Annotated in this window: 22 protein-coding genes; 6 read left to right on the top strand and 16 right to left on the bottom strand. The window is 62.8% G+C overall.

The window, feature by feature from the left end:
- Positions 1-2: 2 nt before the first annotated feature.
- The gene (locus LVE68_RS02810) at positions 3-1,268 is read left to right on the top strand and encodes a patatin-like phospholipase family protein (protein ID WP_232942875.1); all 1,266 of its coding nucleotides are present in this window, start codon (positions 3-5) and stop codon (positions 1,266-1,268) included.
- Entirely contained in the window at positions 1,249-1,941 is a 693-nt protein-coding gene (locus tag LVE68_RS02805) for a DUF4919 domain-containing protein (RefSeq protein ID WP_232942874.1), read from the top strand. Before LVE68_RS02810 ends, LVE68_RS02805 begins: the two co-directional genes overlap by 20 nt.
- Positions 1,942-1,969: 28 nt before the next feature.
- Here the strand turns inward: LVE68_RS02805 and LVE68_RS02800 are convergent, their stop codons facing one another.
- The 5 genes from LVE68_RS02800 to LVE68_RS02780 all read right to left on the bottom strand — a co-directional run bounded on the left by LVE68_RS02800 (position 1,970) and on the right by LVE68_RS02780 (position 7,334).
- A complete protein-coding gene (locus LVE68_RS02800; RefSeq protein WP_232942873.1) occupies positions 1,970-4,225 on the bottom strand; it encodes an ATP-dependent helicase in 2,256 nt (751 codons plus the stop codon).
- Positions 4,226-4,284: 59 nt separating this feature from the next.
- Positions 4,285-6,015: a SulP family inorganic anion transporter gene (locus tag LVE68_RS02795; RefSeq protein ID WP_232942872.1), complete on the bottom strand. Its 1,731-nt coding sequence runs from the start codon at positions 6,013-6,015 to the stop codon at positions 4,285-4,287.
- 129 nt (positions 6,016-6,144) lie between these two features.
- Positions 6,145-6,573: a DUF6691 family protein gene (locus LVE68_RS02790; protein ID WP_232942871.1), complete on the bottom strand. Its 429-nt coding sequence runs from the start codon at positions 6,571-6,573 to the stop codon at positions 6,145-6,147.
- Positions 6,574-6,576: 3 nt separating this feature from the next.
- Entirely contained in the window at positions 6,577-7,011 is a 435-nt protein-coding gene (locus LVE68_RS02785) for a YeeE/YedE family protein (protein ID WP_232942870.1), read from the bottom strand.
- An 8-nt stretch (positions 7,012-7,019) separates the two neighbouring features.
- Positions 7,020-7,334, bottom strand: a complete 315-nt coding sequence (locus LVE68_RS02780) for an ArsR/SmtB family transcription factor (protein ID WP_255701149.1) — start codon at positions 7,332-7,334, stop codon at positions 7,020-7,022.
- Positions 7,335-7,441: 107 nt separating this feature from the next.
- On the opposite strand from LVE68_RS02780, the gene LVE68_RS02775 reads away from it, so the two are divergent.
- The 3 genes from LVE68_RS02775 (at position 7,442) to LVE68_RS02765 (ending at position 10,654) form a co-directional block, all read left to right on the top strand.
- Positions 7,442-8,323, top strand: coding sequence for an MBL fold metallo-hydrolase (locus LVE68_RS02775; protein ID WP_232942869.1), 882 nt, complete (start codon positions 7,442-7,444; stop codon positions 8,321-8,323).
- Between the two features lie 86 nt (positions 8,324-8,409).
- A complete protein-coding gene (locus tag LVE68_RS02770) occupies positions 8,410-8,823 on the top strand; it encodes a TIGR01244 family sulfur transferase (RefSeq protein ID WP_232942868.1) in 414 nt (137 codons plus the stop codon).
- A gap of 43 nt (positions 8,824-8,866) precedes the next feature.
- A complete protein-coding gene (locus tag LVE68_RS02765; RefSeq protein ID WP_232942867.1) occupies positions 8,867-10,654 on the top strand; it encodes a SulP family inorganic anion transporter in 1,788 nt (595 codons plus the stop codon).
- Between the two features lie 37 nt (positions 10,655-10,691).
- On the opposite strand, the gene LVE68_RS02760 is transcribed toward LVE68_RS02765, so the two are convergent.
- From LVE68_RS02760 to LVE68_RS02735, 6 genes are all read right to left on the bottom strand, one after another.
- A complete protein-coding gene (locus LVE68_RS02760) occupies positions 10,692-12,068 on the bottom strand; it encodes an MBL fold metallo-hydrolase (protein ID WP_232942866.1) in 1,377 nt (458 codons plus the stop codon).
- 304 nt (positions 12,069-12,372) lie between these two features.
- Positions 12,373-13,218 carry an alpha/beta fold hydrolase gene (locus tag LVE68_RS02755; protein WP_232942865.1) on the bottom strand — a complete coding sequence of 282 codons (846 nt, stop codon included), beginning with the start codon at positions 13,216-13,218 and terminating at the stop codon, positions 12,373-12,375.
- 551 nt (positions 13,219-13,769) lie between these two features.
- Complete coding sequence (locus tag LVE68_RS02750) at positions 13,770-14,204, bottom strand: DUF4174 domain-containing protein (protein WP_232942864.1); 435 nt, start codon at positions 14,202-14,204, stop codon at positions 13,770-13,772.
- 35 nt (positions 14,205-14,239) lie between these two features.
- Entirely contained in the window at positions 14,240-14,902 is a 663-nt protein-coding gene (locus tag LVE68_RS02745) for a flavin reductase family protein (RefSeq protein ID WP_232942863.1), read from the bottom strand.
- 12 nt (positions 14,903-14,914) lie between these two features.
- Positions 14,915-15,307 (bottom strand): thiol-disulfide oxidoreductase DCC family protein, encoded by a 393-nt coding sequence (locus LVE68_RS02740; protein WP_232942862.1) that lies wholly within the window; start codon positions 15,305-15,307, stop codon positions 14,915-14,917.
- Positions 15,308-15,407: 100 nt separating this feature from the next.
- Complete coding sequence (locus LVE68_RS02735) at positions 15,408-15,683, bottom strand: hypothetical protein (RefSeq protein ID WP_232942861.1); 276 nt, start codon at positions 15,681-15,683, stop codon at positions 15,408-15,410.
- Between the two features lie 298 nt (positions 15,684-15,981).
- Between LVE68_RS02735 and LVE68_RS02730 the strand changes: the two genes are divergently transcribed.
- The gene (locus tag LVE68_RS02730; protein WP_232942860.1) at positions 15,982-17,556 is read left to right on the top strand and encodes a hypothetical protein; all 1,575 of its coding nucleotides are present in this window, start codon (positions 15,982-15,984) and stop codon (positions 17,554-17,556) included.
- 22 nt (positions 17,557-17,578) lie between these two features.
- On the opposite strand, the gene LVE68_RS02725 is transcribed toward LVE68_RS02730, so the two are convergent.
- The 5 genes from LVE68_RS02725 to LVE68_RS02705 all read right to left on the bottom strand — a co-directional run bounded on the left by LVE68_RS02725 (position 17,579) and on the right by LVE68_RS02705 (position 23,467).
- Positions 17,579-18,253, bottom strand: coding sequence for a haloacid dehalogenase type II (locus tag LVE68_RS02725; RefSeq protein WP_232942859.1), 675 nt, complete (start codon positions 18,251-18,253; stop codon positions 17,579-17,581).
- Between the two features lie 96 nt (positions 18,254-18,349).
- Positions 18,350-18,928 (bottom strand): antibiotic biosynthesis monooxygenase, encoded by a 579-nt coding sequence (locus tag LVE68_RS02720; RefSeq protein WP_232942858.1) that lies wholly within the window; start codon positions 18,926-18,928, stop codon positions 18,350-18,352.
- A 402-nt stretch (positions 18,929-19,330) separates the two neighbouring features.
- Positions 19,331-21,661, bottom strand: a complete 2,331-nt coding sequence (locus LVE68_RS02715) for a xanthine dehydrogenase family protein molybdopterin-binding subunit (protein WP_232942857.1) — start codon at positions 21,659-21,661, stop codon at positions 19,331-19,333.
- Complete coding sequence (locus tag LVE68_RS02710; protein WP_232942856.1) at positions 21,654-22,157, bottom strand: (2Fe-2S)-binding protein; 504 nt, start codon at positions 22,155-22,157, stop codon at positions 21,654-21,656. The genes LVE68_RS02715 and LVE68_RS02710 overlap by 8 nt, the downstream gene beginning before the upstream one ends.
- 2 nt (positions 22,158-22,159) lie before the next feature.
- On the bottom strand, positions 22,160-23,467 hold the full coding sequence (locus tag LVE68_RS02705; RefSeq protein ID WP_232942855.1) for a cytochrome c: 1,308 nt from the start codon (positions 23,465-23,467) through the stop codon (positions 22,160-22,162).
- Positions 23,468-23,693: the final 226 nt, after the last annotated feature.

Below are 23,693 nucleotides of genomic sequence, written 5' to 3'. Positions count from 1 at the left end.
CGTTGTCCTCAGAGAAAGAAATTCCGCGTCTCACCCACCAGGCCAGTGCCCTGGTCCTGTCCGGCGGTGGTGCCCGCGCGGCCTACCAGGCCGGCGTGCTCAAGGCGCTGGGCGAGCTGGTGCCGGACGATACCCCGCACCCCTTCCAGATCATCTGTGGCACTTCCGCAGGTGGCGTGAATGCGCTCCTGCTGGCGTCACACCCGGGGACCTTCAAGGAGTCTGTAGACCGCCTTTGCGACCTGTGGCTGGGGCTGTCCGTGGACGATATCTATGGCAGCAGCTGGCGCAGCCTGCTCGGTAACATGTTTTCCATCACGCGTTCGCTCTTTAACCAGGGCGTGGGCCGGCAGAAGCCCCTGGCACTGCTGGATAACTCGCCGCTGCGGGAACTGATCGGGGAGGTTATCCAGTTCGACAATGTGCAGCGCAAAATCGATGAGGGGCAACTGCGGGCTGTCTGCGTCAATGCGATGTCCTACAGCGCCGGTGAGTCCGTCAGCTTCTTCCAGGGCGCCGACGACCTGCGCGAGTGGCGCCGTTTTCGCCGCTATGGTGTGCGCACCCGCCTGACGGTGGATCACCTGATGGCTTCGGCGGCAATCCCGACACTGTTTTCCACCGTGAAGATCGGCAATGAGTATTACGGGGACGGTGCCGTGCGCCAGCTGGCGCCAATCAGCCCGGCCTTGCACCTGGGGGCCAACCGGGTGTTTGTCGTGGGGGTGTCGGACAATCGCTCGCCGGTGCACTGGGGCAAGCGCAAGATCAAGGCCCCGCGCCATTCACCGTCCATCGCCCAGATAGCCGGGCAATTGTTCAACGCGGCCTTTATCGACAGCCTGGAAGGGGACCTCGAGCACCTGGATCGCGTCAACCAGCTGCTGGAGTCCGTGTCCGACAGGGAGCTCGCAGGCCTTGCGCCGTTGCGACCGGTGGACTCTGCAGTGATCGAGCCATCGCAGAGTCTCGACCGGCTGGCGGGGCGTAAAGTCCGCTACCTGCCACCGGCGGTACGCTGGCTGTTTCGCGCCACCGGTGCTACCACTTCCGGAGGAGGGGCCTCAGCCGCCAGTTACCTGCTGTTTGAGAAACCTTTTATCGGCGAGCTGGTCGAGCTTGGGTACCAGGACGCGATGTGGGAGCAGGAAAAGTTGCGCCAGTTCCTGCAACCGCAGGTGGAAATGGCGGAGACTGAACGCAGGGGATTGTTCGGACTGAGAGTTAAACCGGCAACGGAATCAGCAAATGGCAATACGCACACATAAGAATTTTGTACTGATGGCACTTCTCGCCTGGATGGGGCTGCTGACGGCCTGCAGCGCACCCACTGGCGGCTCCGGTGATGGCGCGGCGCCCGCGGATACGGCGCCGTCCATGCCCCTGACGGAGTACGAGCGCCTGCTGGGCGAGGCCAAGAGCCTCTCCTTCACACTCGATTTCAATGCGTTGCGGCGGGCCTACGTCGAGTCAGCGGACTACAACCCCCATGGCGGGGTGCGGCTGGACGGCCTGGCGGAGGCCTACAGCGCCGTGGAAAAAGCCGAGTTTGGTGAGTGCCTCGGGCACGTGGACCGGGTGCTGGAAGGCAATTACATGAGCCTGGAGGCGCACATGATCGGTGTCCTGTGCAGTGGCCGTAGTTCGGATTTCGCCCGTGAGGACCGCCACCGCTACATGGTGGAGGGCTTGATGGAGGCGATCGAGAGCAGTGGCGATGGCCTCAGCCAGGAGAGTGCCTTCCACACCATCACCACGTCAGAACTGCGTGGCTATGTGCGCCTGAAGGGGCTCCAGGTGCTGGACCAGTCGATTGTCTACGACCGTCAGGGTGTGTATGACAAGATGCAGGTCCGCGACCCGGAATCCGGGGATGAATACGATCTCTATTTCAATGTCAGCCGCCAGTTCGCCCACACTGCGGCCAACAGCGGCAACTGACTAGCACCAACCAGCGCCAGGCGCCGGTTTACATCAGGAAGGGGGCCAGGCGCTCCCAGTCGAACCGCCGCGATTGGCTGTCGCTGAACAGTATCTCCACCCGGTCGTCTTCCCAGCGAACCACCCGCCCGTGACCCAGCTTGCGGTGTCGGATTCCTTCCCCCGCTTGCGGCCGCCGCACTGCTGCCGGTGGCGCCTCGATATCCGGGTTGTAGTCCATTGCCTCCATGTAGCGTAACGCCATCCGGGAGACCGGTACCGGGCTCTCCAGGGCCGGGGGCCGCAAGCGGAGGCCCCCGGCCACCAGGAGGCTCAGGGGTAACTGCATCTCCTCGATCATCAGTGACGGCTGTTGCTCGTCATTTTCTGTTCCCGTGCCGGGCCCGGTAGCGGCTTTCTTCCCATCGCGCTGTTCAATCACCGGTTCTGGCGCGAGCAGGTAGAGCTGTCGCCGGGCGCGGGTCATGGCCACGTACAAAAGGCGGCGTTCGCTTTCCAGTGAGGCGGGCGTGCTGAAGTCCCGCTGCGGCTGGTAGGGCATGTTGTGCCGGGTCAGGGAGGGGATGATCACCTGGTCCCATTCCAGCCCCTTGGCCTGGTGCATGGTGGTGATCTGGACTGCGTCGGCGGTACTCTGCGTGCCTTCCCGGTGCTGGCGCTGGAGTTCCTGCAGGTGGCCCAGGGCCTCTTCCGGTGGTTGCTTCAGCTGGTCCAGGTACTGGCAGAACGCCACTACCGTCTGCTGTCGTTCCTCCCCCTGCTGGGGGGTGAAGCTGTCGTCGGCAATGCCCGTGAGAAAATCCAGCGCCCCCAGTTGGCGGCGCAGCAGCTCACCGGCATGGCCGCGCCAGTTCTCTATTTCCGTTAACAGGCGGGCCCGCTGGTGCAGGCGCTTCAACTGCGGCTTGCTCAGGGAGTCCGGCTCCATGGCCAGCAGGTGGTTGCCCCAGCCGCTGGATTGCTGTGCCAGTTGCGCACAGAGCGGTTCGAGTACACGCCGGGCAATCCGGATATGGGGCGCGGTCAGCCATTCGTACAGCCCCTGGCGCCGCCGCTCGGGGGGGAGCGTGGCGAAGCGACCGGAAGCGATATTGAGCGCCCAGAACAGCGGGCGCAATTCCCGGCGCGACAATACGGTGTTGCGGGCACCCGAGCGGTAGGGAATGTTGGCTGCCAGCAGTGCCAGCTCGATCGGTGCCGCCACCGACCACAACCGTACCAGGATGGCGACTTGCTCGAGGGGCTCGCCGCGCTTGCGACAGCGGCGCAGGTGGTCCACCAGCCAGCGGGTTTCCTTTGCGGTGTTGACCAGCTCGATGTTGGTATCCCGCTCCCCGTCTGCAGAGATGCAGAAGATATCGGCGCGCTCGCGGTTGTTGCCAATGCAGTGGTTGGCAGCCAGCGACAGGGCGTGGCCGTAGCGGAAGGTGCGGCTGAGGCGGTAGACGTTGGAGGGAGGGAAATCCCCATCGAAATAGCTCAACAGATAGGCCGGCTTTGAGCCGCGCCATTCATAGATGGTCTGGTCGGGGTCGCCGATGGCGATCACGTTGCCGGACTTGCCGTAAAGCACCCGCAGCAGGAAGTGCTGCACCTCGTTGATGTCCTGGTATTCGTCCACCAGGATATCCTCATAGTGGCTGCCGTACTCTGCGGCGATCTCGGGGCTGAGGCTGAGCAGGATCGCGGGGTCGTAGACCAGGTCGGAGAAGGTGACAGCCTGCTGTTCGCGGCGCCACTCCTCGAAAGCGCGAAACACCTTGAGGAAGTACATGTACTCGTCGCCCAGTTTCAGTTCCTGGAAGGCGCTCAGGTCCCCGGTGAGAATGGTCTTGGTGTAGTCGATAAAGAATTCCGCTGCTTCCACCTCGGTCTGCTTGCGTGCGCGGATGTCCTCCAGCTCCTCCGGCGGGGCGCATGCCTCGATGGCCTTCCAGATCTGCAGTTGCACGGTGGACTGGGGCAGGGGCGAGAGATTGGCCGGGGCAATATGCCCCCGGGCAATCATGCGCTGGTACAGGCGGTAACCCAGGCTGTGGAAGGTCTGCACCCCGGGCACGGGTCCGTCCACCAGCTGCTGCAGGCGTGCGGCAAAATCCTCCCGCGCACTGCGGTTATACATCAGTACCAGCATACGCGCGGGGGCTACCCCGGCCTGCAGCCGGTTGCGTATATAGTGGAGCAGGGCGGTGGTCTTGCCCGACCCGGCCACGGCAATAATCTTGGCGTGGCCGCCGGGATGGTTGGCGATGGCCTGCTGTTCTTCCGTGAGCGATGTCGACATGAATACCACTGGCTCAAATACTGGATATTTTGCCAGTATCCGGCCGGTGGGTACAGGGCTCAGGCGGGGGCGGTGCTGCCGTCCTGCCGGTCGCGCCGGCGCAGTGCCAGTTCTGCGATGTAGGACGACAGGAATACACGCCCGCTGAGTTGCTCCAGGAACCGTGAGCGGCTCAGGCGATCCAGTACCGGCCCCTTTACTTCAGTCAGGTGCATATGGATATCCCGCGCGCGCAGGTCGCGGTTAATCTGCTGCAATCGCTCCAGCGCGGTACCGTCAATCCGGCTGACCGAGGACAGGATCAGCACCAGGTCGCGGGTGTCCGGGTTGCGCTTCAGCTCTGCCAGCAGGCGTTCTTCCACCGCATTGATATTGCTGAAGAACAGGCTTTCGTCGATACGCAGGAACAGGATACCGGGTTGCGTTTTCACCGTATGGCGCAACACATTGCGGAAATGCTCGGTCCCGGGCACGCGTCCCACCACGGCGATGTGCGGTCGGCTGGTCCGCCAGATCAGCGTGGCGAAGGACAGGCCGATACCGATGCCGATGCCCGCCTCCACGCCGAACAGCACCACGCCCAGGAAAGTCCCGGCCATGGCCACGCCGTCGGTACGGTCGTAGCGCCAGTTATGCAGGAAGCCGGGCAGGTCAATCAGGCTGCTGGCCGCCACGATGATGGTGGCGGCGAGAACACTCAGTGGCAGCATCTCAAAGGGTGTGGTGGCGAACAGGAGCACCAGTGCCAGGATGCCGGCGGCGATCACCCCGCTCAGTGGCGACTTTGCACCGCCCTCATCGTTAATGGCTGTGCGGGCGAAGCTGCCGGTGACGGCAAAGCCGCCGGAGAAAGCGCTGAACAGGTTGGCGGCGCCCAGGCCGCGCAGCTCGGCATCGGCATCCAGCCGCTCGCGCCGGCGCAGGGCGATGGCGTGGGCGATGGATAGGCTTTCCACAAACCCCAGCAGCGCAATGATCAGCGCCGGCAGCAACAGGCGGTAGGTCATGCCCCACTCCGGTGCCGGCAGGCCGATTTCCGGCAGGCCCGAGGGAATGGCACCCACCACGTCCATCTGCCGGTCCCATTCCAGTAGCCACGACAGCGCGATTGCCACCGCCACCACCACCATCGGCGCCAGGCGCGCAATCAGTTTTGCGCGTTTCTTCTTCATCCCGGCACGCCGCAGCAGGTAGGACAGCCACAGGCGTGCCGCGCCCAGCAGGAGCAGGGCAACGATCCCCACCAGCGTGCCCGGTGAGACCACATACGGCAGCTGCTCGACGGTTTCCGGCATCATCTCCAGCGCCGTGTCACCTTCGGCCTCAATCCCCAGCAGGGGGCCCAGCTGGCCGATGATGATCAGTGTGGCGGCGCCGGATACAAAACCGTGGATGACCGGGTGGGAAAGCAGGTTGGCCAGGGCGCCCATTCGCAACAGGCCCATCACGAACAGGAAAATGCCGCTCAGTGCGGCGAGGGTGACCGCCCCGAGGATCCAGTCGGGACTGCCGGGTGACGCCAGCGGGGTGAGTGCAGAGGCCGTCATCAGCGCCAGTACCGCCACCGGGCCCACCGAGAGTGCGGAACTGGTCCCGAACATGGCGTAGCCCACCAGGGGCAGCAGGCTGGCGTAGAGGCCGATATGGGGGGGCAGGCCGGCCAGGGCGGCATAAGCCAGGGCCTGTGGCACGATCATCATGGTCGCCACCACGGCGGCGAGCGTGTCCCCCGCCAGCCACTGGCGCTCGTAGTTTCTCAACCAACTGGGTACGAGGGTGCTCGCCCGCATGTTGCCGCTGTTCCGTTATCTGTCGGTGCCGGGGAACGGGTACTGTACTCCAGACCCTCTGCAAAGATAGACCTGATCCCCGGCGGCGTTACGGGCGGACTGGCGGCCCGGCAGTTCCCGGCCCGGTGATCAGGCGGGCTGGGCCTGGCGCCGGAAAAGCCGGAAGGCAGTCATTCCCGCCAGCATGGCGACAGTAAACACCACCGCCTTCAACTCGCCGGCACCGGTGGCGACTACCGCGGGACCGGGACAGAAACCCGCAAGGCCCCAGCCGGCGCCGAAAAGCAGGCTGCCCACTACCAGCGGGCGGTCGATGGCATTGCTGCTTGGCAACTCCAGCGCCTCTCCCAGCAGGGATTGCTGCCGCCCCTTTGCCCAGGCGAACACCGGCAGGCCCACGGCGATGGCGCCCACCATTACCAGAGCCAGCGACGGGTCCCAGTTGCCGGCCAGGTCCAGGAAGGCCAGCACTTTCTCCGGGTTGGCCATCTGCGACAGTAGCAGGCCCAGGCCGAAGATAAGTCCGGCGACAAATGCGGTGATTGTGGTCTTGTTCATGGATCAGGCTCCCAGCAGGTGGCGGACAACAAACACGGTGACAAAGCCCGCGCCCATAAAACAGAGGGTGGCGACCAGGGATCGCGGCGACAGTCGCGACAACCCGCAGACCCCGTGGCCGCTGGTGCAGCCGGAGCCATAGCGGGTGCCGATGCCCACCAGCAGGCCAGCAGCCACCAGTACCGGAAGGCCGGCCTCGATACGGATCGGCGGCAGGTCCCGGAACAGCAGCCACAATGTTGGTCCGCCCAGCAGGCCCAGGGTAAAGGCCAGCCGCCAGCCGGTCTCGCCCGGCTGGCGGGCCAGCAGCCCGCCCAGGATGCCTGAGATGCCGGCAATACGGCCGTTGGCCACCAGCAGCAGGGCGGTCGCCAGGCCGATCAGTGCACCGCCGGCCAGGGCTGACCAGGGTGTGAATGCATTCCAGTCAATAGTCATGGATTGGGTTACTCCGCACAGTAGAGTTCATACAGGGTTTGTAGCAGCGTGAGGACCTTCGGGTCGGCAATGCGGTAGAACACATGCTTGCCTTCCCGGCGGGTGGCCACCAGTCCCTCCCGGCGCAGCACGCCCAGCTGCTGGGAAAGGCTCGGCTGGCGAATATCCAGTCGTTCCTCCAGGTCGCCCACACAGAGCTCTTCCTGGCTCAGCTGGCACATCAGCAACAGCCGGTCCGGGTTGCCCAGTGAGCGCAACAGTGCCGAGGCATTGCCCGCCGAGGCGCGCATCTTGTCGAGGCTGATGGTCGATGTGTCGGGCATGGGAGGGTCCACCTGGCTGCCGCTATGATTTACAGGTTTATATTATATTGATTTATATAATATTGAAAAGTATATTGTGGCCGTAATTCAGAAGTTGGAGGCAAGCAATGACTGCCAGAACAAGCCGACCGCAGGTCAAATCCTTCCTGGACCGGGATACTGAAACCTGGAGCTATGTGGTGTACGACCATGCCGGGGGTTCTGCGGCTGTGGTAGATGCCGTGCTGAATTTTGATGCGCCCTCCGGCCGCACCAGCACAGGCGGTGCCGACGAGATCATCGAATTCGTACGCGCTGAAAAGCTGACGGTGGAGTGGATCCTGGAGACCCACGCACACGCGGACCACCTGGCCGCGGCGCCCTATATCCGTGACCAGCTGGGCGGTAAGATTGCCATCGGTGACCATATCCGTGAGGTGCAGACCATCTTCCGTGACGTGTTCAACCTGGAAAAGGAATTCCTGGTGGATGGCAGCCAGTTTGACCACCTGTTTCATGACGGCGATACCTTTACCATCGGCGAGCTGGAGGGACGGGTGATTTACTCCCCCGGCCATACGCCGGCGGATATGGCCTGGTTGATCGGGGACGCGCTGTTTGTCGGCGATACCCTGTTTATGCCGGATGTCGGCAGTGCACGCTGTGATTTCCCGGGCGGCGACGCGTGCAAACTCTACCAGTCAGTGAAAAACCTGCTGGAGCTGCCGGAAGAGACTCGCATGTTCATGTGCCATGACTACCCGCCGGAGGGCAAGCGTGAGCACCAGTGTGAGACCACGGTGGGAGAACAGCGGCGCAGTAATATTCACCTGCGCGACGGTATCAGCGAGGATGAGTTCGTCAAAATGCGCACCGAGCGCGATGCGACGCTGGGTATGCCGCGCCTGATCATCCCGTCGATCCAGGTCAATATCCGTGCCGGCGAAATGCCACCGGTTGAAGACAACGGCGTCGTCTACCTCAAAGTACCGATTAATATCCTCAGGTAAACGGGACAGTTGCCGGGGAAGAAACCGGTGAAAACAGCCTGAACAATAATTTCCGGCGGGCCGCGGGCCCGCCTGTGGAGGTATCGATGGAAATCAAGCAACTGGACCAGCAGGTCAGTGTATCGGACCAGTGCAGCCCCGAGGCCATGGCGCAGCTGGCCGCGGCAGGAGTGCAGGTGCTGGTGTGCAACCGCACCGAAACCGAAGCCGAGAACGACCCTTCATTTGCTGAACTGGAGCAGGCGGCGAAAGAGCAGGGTATGGCGTTTGTCGCCATTCCATTTATGCGCGGCCAGATGACTCGCGAGCATTGTGAGCAGTTCCAGCAGGTGCTGGCCGGCGGGCAGCGGGTGCATGCCTTCTGCCGTACCGGTAACCGCTCCACCAATCTCTGGGCCGGGGCAAAATGCCTGGGCGGGGACGAACCGCGGGATCTGGTCGATCGCGCCCGCGCCGCCGGTTTTGATGTGTCCGGCGTCGTGACAGCATTCGCGCCCTGAGCCGGGCGCGCAAGAGCAGTACTGATACCGGGTAATCTGGAATATGCAATTCAGGCCGAGCATCCTCACCAGGTCCCTGCCGATACTCGATTGGCTGCGGGATTACGACGGCACCACATTCAGCCGGGACTTTCTTGCGGCGGTGATCGTCACCATCATGCTGATCCCGCAGTCACTCGCCTATGCGCTGCTGGCCGGCCTCCCGGCGCAGGTGGGGCTCTACGCGAGTATGGTGCCGCTGGTGGCTTACGCGGTGTTCGGCACCAGCCGGACCCTGTCCGTCGGCCCGGTGGCAGTGGCGTCGTTGATGAGTGCGGCGGCCCTGGGCGAAGTGGCGGTGCAGGGCACTGGCGACTACCTGGTGGCTGCGGCAGTGCTGGCCCTCCTGTCGGGCCTGTTCCTGACCCTGATGGGATTGCTGCGCCTGGGGTTCCTGGCCAACTTCCTCTCGCACCCGGTCATCTCCGGTTTTATTACCGCCTCCGGCCTGCTGATCGCCCTGAGCCAGTTAAAGCACCTGCTCGGGGTCAGTGCGGATGGGGACACGCTGATGAAAATGGCGGTTTCCCTGGTTGGGGAAATTGACCAGGTCAACCAGTACACCCTGGGCACCGGGCTGGCGGTGATTATCTTCCTGTTGTGGTCGCGCCGCGGCGCGGTGCGATTGCTAGGCCGTCTGCCGCTGTCGTCGCACGCCGCGAGTATGCTGGTAAAGGCGGCACCGGTGGTGGGGGTGATTGCCACCATCGTGGTGGCGGCCAGCTTTGGCTTTGAGGGCAGGGGTGTTGCCCTGGTGGGGGAGATCCCGGGAGGGTTGCCCGAACTGTCGTTACCCTGGCCCTCGCTGGCCCTGGTGGAGGCGCTGCTGGTTCCCGCCATCATGATTTCCATCATCGGTTACGTGGAGTCGGTGTCGGTGGGCAAAACGCTGGCGGCAAAACGCCGGGAAAAAATCGATGTGAACCAGGAGCTGGTGGGGCTCGGCGCGGCCAACCTGGGTGCGGGCCTTTCGGGTGGTTTCCCGGTTACCGGCGGTTTCTCCCGCTCGGTGGTCAACTTCGACGCGGGCGCGGTGACGCAGATGGCCAGCATCCTCACAGCGATCGGCATCGCCCTGGCGGCACTGTTCCTGACGCCGTACCTCTATTACCTGCCCAAGGCCACTCTGGCGGCAACCATTATCGTTGCGGTCCTCACCCTGGTGGACTTTTCCATCCTGCGCAAGACCTGGAACTTCAGCCGCAGCGACTTCTTCGCGGTGCTTGTCACTATCGTGGTGACCCTGCTGTTCGGGGTGGAGGCGGGGGTTTCCTGTGGTGTGGGCGCGTCCATTGCCCTGTTCCTGTTTCGTACTTCGAAGCCCCATATTGCCGAAGTGGGCCTCGTGGAGGGCACCGAGCATTTTCGCAATATCCGTCGCCACAAGGTGCTCACGGTACCGGAGATCCTCACCATCCGTGTCGACGAGAGCCTGATGTTTTCCAATGCCGCCTTCCTGGAAGAGCGGATTTACGGTGACCTGGCGGTAAACCGGCAGGTGCGGCATGTGATCCTGATGTGCAGTGCCATCAACGAGATCGACTGGAGTGCGCTGGAAGTGCTGGAGGCCGTCAACCACCGCCTGGATGAGCTGGGTATCGGCCTGCACCTGTCGGAGGTAAAGGGACCGGTGATGGACAGCCTGAAGCGCACCGGCTTCCTGGCCCACCTGTCCGGTAAGGTTTACCTGACGCAGTTCCAGGCCTTTAATGCGGCCCGTGCCCAGGTGGCGAGGGGGTCGGCATCCCGCGACCTGGCCGCCGCAGCGGCAGCGGGCTCCGAATCGGCCTGAAGCCGGGAGCCGCTGGCCGCTGCAGCAGACTTGGCACTCAGCCGGGCTCGACAACCTTGTGGCCGGCTGACTGCCAGGCGCCCATGGAGCCCAGGAATACATCGACATTCTGGAAACCGGCGCGTAGCAACACCGACGCGGCGACAGTTGCCCGGGCACCGCTGGCGCACATGACGGTGTAATGCCGGTCCCGGGCAAGCCTGTCCATCTCCTGTGGCAGTTTGCCTACGTAGATCGTCTCGGCACCCTTGATGATGCCCTGTTCCACTTCGCCCTTGCCACGCACATCCAGCAGGGCCCAGTTGTCCTCTCCCTTGTCGATCCTTTTCTGCACGCCATCCGCGTCGATTACCTGCACGCGCTCGAAAGGGCGCGCGCCTGCCGCCCAGCCGGGCATGGCGGCATCCAGGTAGCCGAGGATGCAGTCGTAGCCAATACGCGCCAGGTTACGGGCCGCCTCTTCAGCCTGGGCCGCACTGTCCGCAACCAGTATCAGCTCATCGTTTTCATCCAGGAACCAGCCGGCAAAGGCCGTGATCATATCCACGGGCAGGGCGAGGCTGCCGGGAATATGGGCACCGAGGAAAGGCGCGATCCCCCGGACATCCACCAGCGTCCCCTTGCGGGACAGCTCCTCGAACGCCTGCATGTCCAGCACCCGTGGGGTAACGACGGATGCGACGGGCGCGGCGCCCTCGAGATTCAGGCGCTCCATCACACGGAAATAGGGCGGCTGGTAGTGGTGCTCATTGACTTTGCGCTTTACGAACTCGTCCCGCTTTTCAATTCCCAGCATCGGGTTGTTCCGGCGCTCGTAACCAATCGTGGAAAAATCCCGGTCGGCCATATTGTCACCGCATACAGAACCGGCGCCGTGAGCGGGGTAGACAATCGCCTGGTCGCCAAGCCCTGTAATTTTCTTCAGACTGTCATAGAGGTTGCCGGCCACCTCCTCGGCGCGATCGGGATAAAAATCCGTGCGCCCGACATCGCCGACAAATAGTGCGTCGCCAGTGAAGACGCCCACTGCTTCATCGCCGAAGTTGTCGTCGTAAATTGCAAACGACAGACTGTCGTCAGTGTGTCCCGGCGTTTCCAGCACCGCAACTCGCATGTGGCCAAAGGTAAAAGAGTCGCCCTCTCGAACGGTATCGGCATAGACAACGTCATCTGCGGGATTGGGGCCGTGGTGGACCGGGGCGCCGGTGATGCCCGACAGGATGGGGGCGCCGGAAATGAGGTCCTCGTTGCGGTGGGTTTCGAAAATATGGGTAATTCGGCACCCCTTTTCGCGGGCCATCTTTGCGTAGATTTCGCAGTCGCGGCGCGGGTCGATAACAGCTGCTTCGCTGCCATCGCCGATCAGGTAGGAAATCTGTGCCAGGCCGGGTGACTTGATCGATTCGACAAACATTGGACCTCCAGTAAGTGGTCGGTGTCGGGTTCGCGGCCGGTGCGAACTCGCCCGCGGAAAATGTGCCCAGTAGCCTAATAAACTGCAGGGAGCATGTGCAAACAGGATGATTTTTCCGGAGAGTCGATGTAAAAGTTTAATTCAGGTATCGGCACACGCTGCGAACTACTGCCCTGCCGGCTTAAACCGCTGCTGGAGAGCGTCCCTCTATGGCCGCTCCCATACACCCGGTAATTAGGGCGATTGAAAAATACAATGAAAAGGGCCCGCCAGCATGACGGGCCCGAGTGACTCGTGCGGGAGCCTAGGAATGTTCCGGCGTGGAATTTTCGCTCGGTGAGGACGCCGCTTCCCCCGCGTCGATTTCCCGGAGGAACTCGAGCATCTTTTCGTTGATTGCTTGCGGCTGCTCCAGTGCCGTCAGGTGCCCGGCCTTGGCGATCATCTCCAGTCGCGCCCCCTCGATACCATCGGCAATTTCCCTGGACAGGTGTGGTGGCAGGGAGCGGTCGTCGTCGCCGACAATCACAAGTGTCGGCTTCTCTATCAGTCCCAGTCGGGAAAGCAGTGAGTCGCGCCTGCAGAGGGCATTGACGCCGTGGGCAATGGTAGGCATGGGCACGCGGGCAAATTCTTCCTGCCATTCATTTACCAGGTCGCGCTTGTTGACGAGCGTGAAGTCACCGAACATCAGCTTGTTTACCTGCGGTAACAGCAACCGGATCCCGAAGATGCGCGCCGCGAGAACCATGAGGCGGTAGCGAAGCTGTTTGAGCATTTTTTCCGGCCCCGCGTGGGTATCCATAAGGATAAGGCCCCTGACCCGCTGTGGTGCCTTGACCGCCGCCCGTAGTGCGATCATGCCGCCGATGGAGAGGCCCGCCCAGATGGCGCTGTCGATCCCCTCACGGTCCAGCACCGCGAGCGCATCCTCCATCAGGTCGTAGATACTGAACGGTTGCTGCGGAACTGATGACTTGCCGTGGCCGCGAATATCCACGGTGATGACGGTGTAGTGCTCGGCAAGTGCCTCCACCTGCTCGCGCCACATGGCGCCCGAGCACAGGAAACTATGGAGAAGTACCAGGGCGGGCCCGCTGCCCTGGATCTCGTAGTGAAGGGCGAGGCTGTCTCTCTGAACGACTGGCATGGCTGCATCCTTTCTCTGTGTGTTTTCGACATGATATCGGGTCCGGTTACCGGTTGCCTGTTCTGCTGCAGCCGCCGGTCCATTACCCGGAATCAGGGCACGGGCACGGCCGCCAGCAGTATCATGCCGGGACAGCCGCTGGGCATCTGCGAACGCCGTCGTGGTGGCGAAGCACCGGGTATTTGCGGCCTGCGCGGAAATGATGATCGGAGTGGCGCGAAAGCTCAAACAGCGACACGTGCCCACTCTGATGGCTGGCGCTCCAGGAGTGCGCCGGCGTCACCCCTCCGTTGCGACCGCATGCCAGCTGCCCGTGGCAGGGCCGTAGTGCTTAATGTAGTTGACAGTTTCAGGCAGCAGGAAGCCTGTCAACGCAGCGAGCACGAAATACAGCAGTGCCCTGGTACCGGACCGCGTGCCGAGGACGATCCACAGCGCGGGCTGGACCAGTTGGCAGGGCACTTTGTGGCTGTTCAGGCCAAATGGTGATTGGCCGCGCCAGCGGAGAGCCGGGCAACTCAGTCGGCATCCGCGCGGCGCTATCGGGTCCGCTACTGTCTTATCTCCTGTCGGCGCATGGGCATGCTGTCGATACGTTCGAAGAGCCCCTCAAGGTCGAGTTTCCGGTAGCGCACCTTCACCGTCCCGTCCTTGCCGATCAGGACCACTGTGGCACCGGGGATTTCGTCGCCAAAATAGCGCTGTGCCAGTGCCTCTCCGAACCCGGGTGCCAGCGGTCCGGCATAGTTGGTCTCGATCGCCGGCGGCGTCAGCCGAAACCACACCAGGTCGCGCTCGGCTATTTCGACGCGCGCCTCGCGCAGCCGCTGCGGGTAACCAGCAGTTGCGGGGACGCCACTGATCAGTAGTACCCGCTTCTGCGACACGAGCGACGACAGGTCCTTGAGCGGCGGGGGACTGGCGCCAGCTCCGGCTGCCAGCAACAGTGCCAGCACGGCGCCCATCAGTAAGATTGATTTGTTCACACCGCCTCCTCGCATAATAAGCTATCAGCGCTATGTTAGTCCCGGTCGCCTGCACTGCCCAGCGGGCGCACCGGCCGGTCCGGTTTGGCGTACTGCAGCCGGTCCAGGCGCCGGGTGCGGTGGTAGCTGTCCAGGCCGCTCACCGCCACCGTGCCCAGGCGTTCGATATCGATATAGCCATCATTGCGGACGGCCTCGCCCTCTACCTCCAGGTACTCGATTTCCCCGATAACCATCACGGTGCCGTTTACCTGCAGGGTCTGGTGCTCTACCAGGCGGCAGGCGAAGCGCAGGCGGCTCTCGGCGACAAACGGGGCGGGGCACACCGGGCAGGTAGCCACGCCAAGGCCGGTGGCGTCGAATTCAGATACCTCCCGCGGGTAGCGGGCGGAAGTCTGGTGGGCCTTCTGCCACATGTCGTCATTGACCTGGTTGACGGTGAACCAGCCGGTGGCCAAAAGATTCTCCAGGGTATGGCGCTCGACACTGTCTGGCCGGTTGATAAAGGCGATCAGGGGCGGGTTGGCCCCCAGGTGCACTACCGAGCTGAACATCGCCAGGTTGGGGTGGCCGCTGGCATCGGCAGTGCCGATCAGGTTGGCGCTCTTGAAGCCGGAAAGGCTGTTGAGCAGGTTTACCCGGTACAGTTTTTCCAGCTGGTCAAAATCGGCGCGGTGCCAGTGTCTGGTCTTTTGCAATGCGTCCCCCGGTCATTTGCAGTGGTCGTCGGGGCAGCGGCGCTCCCCGGTCAGTAGTTGAGCGACGCGGTCACGGTGCCGGGCAAAGAAGCGATAAGCCAGGTTGCTGAAGGGGCGGATCGGCCTCCAGCGCAGCCAGCGGACCCAGTGCCCCTTGCCTACACGGGACCAGGTCTCCACGGTCACATCGAGACCGGTGATCACACGTCCATCAGGTAGCTGCGCATGCAATACTGCCATTGCGCGTTCACGGTCGATCTGCGGATAGCGTTCGCTGAAGTCGGCCGAGTTGATGTCGATGAAATTTACGCGATGTCGGGTGTCCCAGCGGCGCAGGTGGCGGATTTCCCGCATGCACAGTGGGCAGCGACCATCGTAAAACATCGTGAATCGGTTATCGGCCAAGGTATCCCCGCGCTTTCCTGTTCTGTGCCGCTCCCATTGAGTTTATATACGCACGCGAGAGTAGCCGGGATCAACCCGCGCCTGGCGGCCTGCCGGCGCATCACGACTGGTTCAACAGGTGCGCGAAAGCGGCAAGCAGCACAATAATCATGGGCATCCACAAAACGGGCGAGGCCAGCCGGCGCAGCGGTTTTTTTGGGGCGTGCCGGAAGTTAGCCCGTTCGGACCAGCCATAGAGCCAGTAGCTGGCCACAAAGACGATGGCGCTGGCCAGTACGGTCAGTAGGGCGAAAGCTGGTTCGACAGAAATTTCACCTGCACCAAAGGCCGCGCTGGCAAGGTGCCCGGCCGCCGCGGCAATGGGGATAACCGCCATGGACAGCCCCCGCCTGATTTTCGACTGGGGGTGCACTTGTTCCTGTCGTTTTCGCATGGGCAAACCACTTTTCGTGTGAGGGGGCAGGACCCGCGAATTTACCAAAGCCCAGTGTAAGTAACCGGGTAGTTGATGGCAAAACCCGGGCCGGCTGCGTTGCTCCGGGCACATTCCAGCGTGCTGCGGGAGCAAACGTGCGCCAATGATCCCGGGATCGCGGGAACGGTGGCCATCCCGATCTAGGCTTTAGGTGTGGAACGCCAGTTGCACTCCAACTGAAGTAGGGAGATATCGGCGTATGGACAGGGCGGGCAGAATTGGTTGGCTGGGGCTGTTTTTGATTGTCGCTGCCGGGGGGGCGCCGCCCGTCACGGCGGAATCCCTGCTCGTGGACAGGCCCTGGATCATGCCGTTCGACGTGAACCAGCGCTTCCGGCCGCAACTCCCGGGCAATACACCGGCCGGTGACCCGAGCCAGCTGGATATCTATGAATTTGCCTGGCAGAGCTTTATTGCCCTGAACTGGCCCTATCGCGAGGGTGGCCTGCGCGGGGAACCGGATCCGCGGGCGCGCCTGGCCCCGATCTCGAATACCTACGATCCCGAGCGTGTCGTGGTATGGGAAACCTATATGTCGCCGGAGACCGTATTCGTCCACCCGCAGCAGTGGCCGGTGGAGTGGGGGCAGCCGGACTTTACCGGCCTGCAACGGGTGGCCCGCCCCCCATGCTACGTGGGGGATTACGCCTACGGTAAGCCCTTTGCCCCGGGTATCAACCAGCCATACACCAACGCCAATGTACCCACCGGCCCGGTGGTGGACCAGAACCGCCGCTACCTGCGGGTCGAGGTCACCCAGAGCCAGCCCTATTTCACCTATATCAAGCAGTTCGGTTACTACGATGCCGATACCCAGGCGCAGGTGGTGCAGGATTACATCGACTACGCCGATGCCAACAATGCCGCGCCGCCGCTGGCAAAACACCCGGGTGACCCGGCCCGGCGTTATTTCCAGCGGGTGCCGGAGGGAACCGAATTTTATATTGATGCATTGCCTCCCTGGGCACAGCAGGGCATGACCGAGGTGAAGGCGGCCTGGAAGGTACTGAAGACCGAGGGTGAGGATGCCGATATTCCCGGCCGCTATTTCCGCCGGGTGCTGCAGTTCCCGTTGCCGGATGGCTCCCTGAGCGAACCCACGTTGATGGGGCTGGTGGGGTTCCATATTCACCGGGTGACGCCGTTTGGTCACCTGCCATCCACTTTCGAGCATATCGATAACGTAAAAGTGGGCAGGAAGCTGTTCGATACGCTGCCGAAACCGGCGCGCCCGGCCCTCAATCCCGGTGGGGTCAATGGCCGCCCGGCCCGCTATCCCAATGGCTACGAGGTGAACGGCGAGGGCGGGGTGGCCAATGTTATCCCGTTACCGTACAAGGCGGGCGAAGCATTGGTACCGCAGCAAGAGCGGGAAATGGTCAATGTCTCCAGGGTAACCCCGATCCCGCCGGATGTGCAGCTGGTGAATTACAAATACCAGGCGCTGCTGAAGGACAGCGTCTGGTCCTACTACCAGTTGATCGGGACCCAGAATAAGAACCTGCGTGAGCCCAACCCGCACCTGGGTCCCGGTATCCCGGGGCCGCAGCACTCCAATGTGCAGAACCTGGTGAACACCACCCTGGAAACCTATACCCAGAAGGGCTTCAGCTGTGCCCGTTGCCACCTGAACGCCTTCCCGCACGGCGTGGAGAGCTTCCCGCCCTACGAGGCGCGTTTCGAGAACCTGCACGTGATGAGCTTCCTGCTGCTGAATGCCAAGCCCGGCAGCCAGCCCCCGGGAAACTTCCAGTGCCTGGAACCTGGGTATTGAGTGGACGCAGCTGGCAACCCGCTCAGGTGGGGCTGAGCACTGCGCGCACAGCCTCTTCAAGGTTTGCCACACAGGCCCGCGGCGTGGCCATCAGGGCATGGTAGGTAGTGTCCTGGCGCCTGACCCAGACTGCATTGAGTCCGGCTTCAATGGCGCCATTGGTGTCCCAGGCATGGGCCGCGACCAGGGTGGCCTGCTCCGGTGCAACGCCCGCCCGCGCAGCGGCCTGCCGATATACCTGTGCCATGGGTTTCCATACGCGAAATTCCTCGATGGAGACGATATCGTCCACCAGAGATTCGAGTCCCGCCTCCTGTACCAGCTTCTCGGTATTGTCCCGTGAGCCGTTGGTCAGCAGTATCGCCCGGGTATCGGCGCTTGCCCGCACCCGCTCGAGCGCCGGGCGCACATCCGGGTGCGCGGGCAGCCGTGAGAATTCACCCAGAATGCGCTCGACCCGGTCATCGTTCACAGGACTGCCGGCGTTGGTGAGCACAACTTCCAGGGTCGCGCGAGCTATCGTCGGGAAGGGCTGGAACCTGCCGGCGGCCGACAGGGCAAAAGCATCCCGCAGCAACTGTGTGAAAAATAGCGGTGCTGTCTGCTCCGGCAGGCCCAGCTTGGAAAAGCGGTCGTGCAATGGAGCCAGAGAGAACAGGGTTTCTATCACATCAAAAAAAATAACGCGGCCAGACATTGTGGCTCCCGTTTTCCAGTTCACCTGGGTATTGCCCGGGCTTGACTGCAGCTACGCGGGCAGTGAGCAGGCTGGCAGGGCTTCCAGGCATGCCTGTCAGTCAAACAACCAGTGTCGAATGAGCTTTGTGTAGCGGGGCATGATCACATAGACCATCAGGAACACGATACTCCCGGTGAGCACGAAAGTGTCCAGTAGCCGGTTTTCGGGAGATCCTGCTGCACGCAATGCCGGCAAAATCAACAACGGCATGCCGAGTACCAGGGGATAGATTACCGACCAGGTCGCGAGGAACTGCTTCCAGCGGGTGGGTAACTGCGCCCTGGCGCCACTGGGGGTGAACCAGAAATCGAGACCACTGCTGATATAAAAATCATCGCCCTCCAGTAACAAAGGCTGGACCTGGTCTATCAGCCGTTGCCGATCCCCGGAGTCCATCCATGCCTGCAGGTGTGCCTTGGTGTCGAAGCGGATCACCACGGTAAAGGTGGAAGTGATTCCGGGGATCGGACGAATGATACTCCAGTCCAGGTGACCCGGATATGCTTTGCACTTGGGTGCAATTTCATCCAGCCACTGCTCATAGGCAGCCTGGTGTTCTTCGCACACACGGTGGGTGATTACTGCAGTTGCTCCCGGGTCCTCCGTATCTTTCGATCCTGATTCTATTTCCATTGGACGTTAAGCCCCGTTCAAGGTTCGTGGATTTGGGAGGCAATGTCCCGCCCCTGGGGAAAATCCTGACCAAACAGGGGGGAGCACAGTCGGTTATAGAGTGATTTTCCGGGGAGTTGCATGTAGCAAGGCCTGGCTCCCGTCCCACTGGGTACATATAGCAAGAATATGTCGCATCAGTAGCGTGTGGTGGCTCCCTGATGAATTAGCAGCCAGTGATGCTTTCCCGCAAATGCCGTATCGCTTCCGCCGATCGGCAACCAGGAAATTGCACTAAATTTGCTAGCAGGGCCGTGGGTTCTGCAGGTGCACACTTACCTGTCCCGCAGCGGAGGCGGGGGAAACAGGCGCCGGCAGGCACGGGAGATAGCTGTTGCCGATTACCGGGCCAGCTGGAATGACTCAGGCATCGGCCTTCTTCTGCAATTCCGCCAGTACTGCCTCCGGGCGGATCGGGATCTCGCGCATGCGCACGCCCACCGCCGCGAAAATGGCATTGCCGATTGCGGGACCTACTACCGTGGTGGCGGGTTCCCCCAGGCCCACAGCGGTTTCGGTACTGTCCACAAACTCCATCTCGATTTCGGGGACATCGCGCATCCGCAGCGGGGTGTAGGTGTTCAGGTTGTTATCCACCACGTTGCCATCCCTGAAGGTGGTGCCCTCGTAAAGGGCCATGCTCATGCCCCAGAGGGCTGCGCCCTCAACCTGTGCACGGGCGCCGTCGGGATGCACGATGGTGCCGGCATCGGTCACCAGGGTGAGTTTTTCCACCGTAGGGCGACCGCTCTCCCGGTCCACCCGGACGCGGGCCACACAGGCGGTCCAGGTGGGCATGTTGCGTTCCTGGCCGTAGGTGGTGGCCACACCGAGGGCGGTGTCCGCCGGCATCTCTTCGCCCCAGCCGGAGATTTCCCGTACCCGCCGCAGCACATTGGCCTGGCGCGCGGCACCGCCCACCGAATTGGGCGCGCTGCCGGCATTGCGGCCCTCGGCCTTCAGCCGCTGCAGGCGAAACTCCAGCGGATCCTCGCCGGCCTTGTGTGCCGCCTCGTCGATGGCACTCTCCAGTGCCCAGTTGACCCAGCCGGAGCCCACCGCGCGCAACCACCCCGGGCGGAAAGTATCGTTGGCCAGGTCATTGGGGATGGCCCTTACCCGGTGCCCGTCCATGCTGTACCAGTGCAGGGCGCCCTGGATGGCGAAGGGATCGTACTTGCCGTTGACCCCCTCGGCCATAAACCCCGGTGCCATCACCTGGGTGGGCCAGCCGGCGGTGGCGTGGTGCTCCATCGCCGTGATCCTGCCGTCGTCGTCAAAGGCCATGCGTACCCGTTGCACCGACGGCGAACGGATGGAATCGAACAGCGTGTCGTCCTCCCGGGTGAGGACCATTTTTACCGGCCGGCCCAGGGCCTTGGCCGCCAGGGCGGCGGGCACGGCGTAGTCCCCGTTCAGGCGCCGCCCAAAACCACCCCCCAGCATGTAGGTGCGCATGACGATACGGTCTTCGGGCACCCCGAGCGCCTTGGACAGCACAGGCAGGATCAGCGACTGCCACTGGTTGCCGGTATGGATCTCCCAGCGTCCGTCTTTTTCCCTGGCGACGGCATTGACCGGCTCCAGCTGGAAGTGCAAAACCCCGTGGGTGATATATTCGGATTCCAGGGTGTCCGCGGCATTGCTGAAGGCGCCGTCCACGTCTCCCTCGTCCAGCACCAGTACCCCCTGGTCGGCGGTACCGATGAGCTCGCGGCCGCGATCCAGCAGTGCCTGCTCATCCACACCGGCCGTCTTGCCGGCAGACCAGTCCACCTTGATCCGATCCACCGCCAGGTTGGCGGCATGGAAGCTGTCGGCGATCACCATTCCCCAGCCGGGCACGGTGCCTGAAGGGTCTTCCAGTGTAATCGTCTGGCGATAGCCGGGTATCTCCTTCGCGGCGCTGTCATCGATGCTCTTGATGGCGGACCCATAGCGGGTCGGGGGGATAATGGGGCGGCCGTAGACCATGCCCTCAAGGCTGGCGTCCAGGCCATATAGGGTGCTGCCGTCTGCCTTGCCGGGGATATCCAGCGCCCGGGTTTGCCCGCCGATAATGCGCCTCTCGGAGGCTGGCTTTATCGGCATCTGCTTGAGCTCCTCGTCGGTGAAACTGCGGCTGATATTGCCGCTGCTGACAAGGTCGGCATAACTGATGGAGCGGCCCCCGCCAATAACCCGGCTGTTGCGTGCCCGGCACTGATCCGGGGGAACACCGAGTTTTTTCGCCCCCTCTTCGATCAGTACCTGGCGTCCGGCGGCTCCGGCCCGGCTCAACGGGGTGAAACTCTGCCATACAGACCAGCTGCCGCCGGTCACCATGTAGCCCCATTTGGGGTCGCTGTCCACGTGGTGCAGTTCCACCAGGTCCCAGTCGGCCTCCAGTTCGTCGGCGACAATCCGGGCCAGCGCGGTGCCGATATGCTGGCCCATCTCGGCCTTGGCGATATTGACGATGATGCGCCCGTCCGGCTGGATCTGGTACCACACGGTGGGCTCGAAGGCACCATCGGCCACGGCCCTGGCCGGATTGGCGAGGCCCAGTGGCGAGCGGGCGAAGGCCAGAGTCAGGCCGGCACCGGCCATACCGATGATAAATCCCCGGCGCCCGGGGGAGGGCAGTTCGGTGTCCGCGTTATCCCTGGTATGCCCCGGGCCCTGCTGGTTCCTGCCGGTCAGGTACTTAAGCATGGCTGGCCTCCCGGTCTTCATCGTTACCCTGCGGCGCGGCGGCCCGGAGGCGACCTGCTGCCATCCTGATGGCCTCGCGGATGCGGATATAGGCCATGCAGCGGCACAGGTTGCCGCTCATCACCTGGTCGATCTGTTCATCGGTGGGATCGGGGAAATCGCGCAGCATGGCCGCCGCCTGCATGATCTGTCCAGGCTGGCAATAACCGCATTGGGGCGTCTGGGCCTCGACCCAGGTCTCCAGCAGGGGGTGGCCGTTTTCCGCCAGCCCCTCGATGGTGGTCACCACGGTATTCTCCACGCTGCTTACCGGGGTGATACAGGCGCGTGTGGCACGGCCATTGACATGCACGGTACAGGCACCACAGAGGCCGATACCGCAGCCGAACTTGGTACCGGTAAACCCGATATCGTCGCGGATGACCCAGAGGAGCGGGGTATCTGCCGGGACATCGACCGTCACCGGCTCGCGGTTGATCTTGAACTTGATAGCCATGCTTATTCCCCTGCCTGTTGCGCTTCGGTTACCTGCGACTGCCGGTGTAATTCGCGTAATTCTTCCACCCGCTGCCGGAGGTTTTTCCATTCCGGCAGGCCCGAGCGCCGCCGCAGGAACTGGGCCAGCGCTACCAGGTCGCTGTCGCTCAGGGCCGCATAGCCCGGCATCACCAGGACAGGGGTACCACTGTCTGTGCCAATGCCCTCGAGCACCACCCGGATCAGGTTAGTGGGGTCCTCGGCGGTTACTGCACTGTTGAGGCTGAGTTCTGCACGCGCTGCCATCGGTTTATCGGCAGCGTTGTAGTGGCAGGCGGCGCAGGCACCGACGTAGAGCATCTCGCCAGCGCTGTGGTCCGTATCGGCACGCTGTTGGGCCGCGGTGATGATTTCGGCGGGCTGAACCTGTTCGGTGCTGTTCTCTTCCCCCGAGAGGGAAACCAGGTAGGTCGCCAGCGCCCGGATATCATCGTCCGCGGCGCGGTTCAGGCCCCGGTGCACGACTTCACCCATGGAACCCACTGCGACCCCGTGATTCGCGGAGAGCCCGCTGCGCAGATACTGGTACAGCGCTTCCTCGTCCCAGTGCACCGGCACCGGCTGGCTCGCGTCCAGCGCCGGTGCATACCAGTTGTCCACCAGCGCCCCGGCGTAGGCCCGGTCCTTCTCCTCGGCGCCCATGGCGTTCCTGGGGGTGTGGCAGGCACTGCAATGGCCGAGGCCCTTGGCCAGGTAGGCGCCCCGGTTCCACTGGTCGCTCTGTGCCGGGTCCGGTTGCCAGGGCTCCGGATCGAAATACATCAGCTTCCAGCCCCACTGCAGGAACCGCTGGTTAAAGGGGAAGCGCAGGGCATTCTCCGGTGGGGTGTGGTCCACCGGCTCTCGCGTCATGAAATACGCGTAGAGGGCGTCCAGGTCCTCGTCGGTGACATTCTTGTAGTGGGTGTAGGGAAAAGCGGGATAGAGGTGCGATCCGTCTGCGGACACGCCCTCGCGCATGGCCCGGAAAAAATCCTCGCGGGACCAGCTGCCGATACCCTGTTGGGGGTGGGGAGTGATATTGGTGGAATAGAGTGTGCCGAACGGGGTGGGAAAGTCGACGCCGCCGGCATAGGGTTTGTCCGCTGACACCGTGTGGCAGGTACTGCAGTTGCCTATGCCGGCGAGTACCTCTCCCGTTTTTACCAGGGCGGGGTCAAACTTGCCTTGGTCTCGCTCGTCATTTGCCGAAGGGGGGGGCCGCCAGCTGGCGAGAGCAATCCCGGCAAAAAGAAAAATACACACCGCTAAAGACAGGCGCTTGGCCATGGTAAGTGCTCCCTGGCATCCGGGTATTCGATTGGACCTGATTCGCTCTGTGGCTCCCTGGCGGCCCGGAACCTAGTGGACCTTGCATCGTTTTATCAATATTTCCCGGGTTCGCTGGTGTCCGGGCCACTGCTACATCGTTACCGACACACGTAGCCGTAGATTGTTACGTCACCTTATAGCATGAAAACGGCAGTGGAAATGTCGTGTATGGGTCCATTCAAAC

Origin of the sequence: Microbulbifer sp. YPW16, assembly GCF_021290385.1 — a bacterium.
Classification (GTDB): domain Bacteria; phylum Pseudomonadota; class Gammaproteobacteria; order Pseudomonadales; family Cellvibrionaceae; genus Microbulbifer; species Microbulbifer zhoushanensis.
Note: the sequence above shows the minus strand (reverse complement) of the source record. Positions and strands in the feature narration are given on the sequence as shown.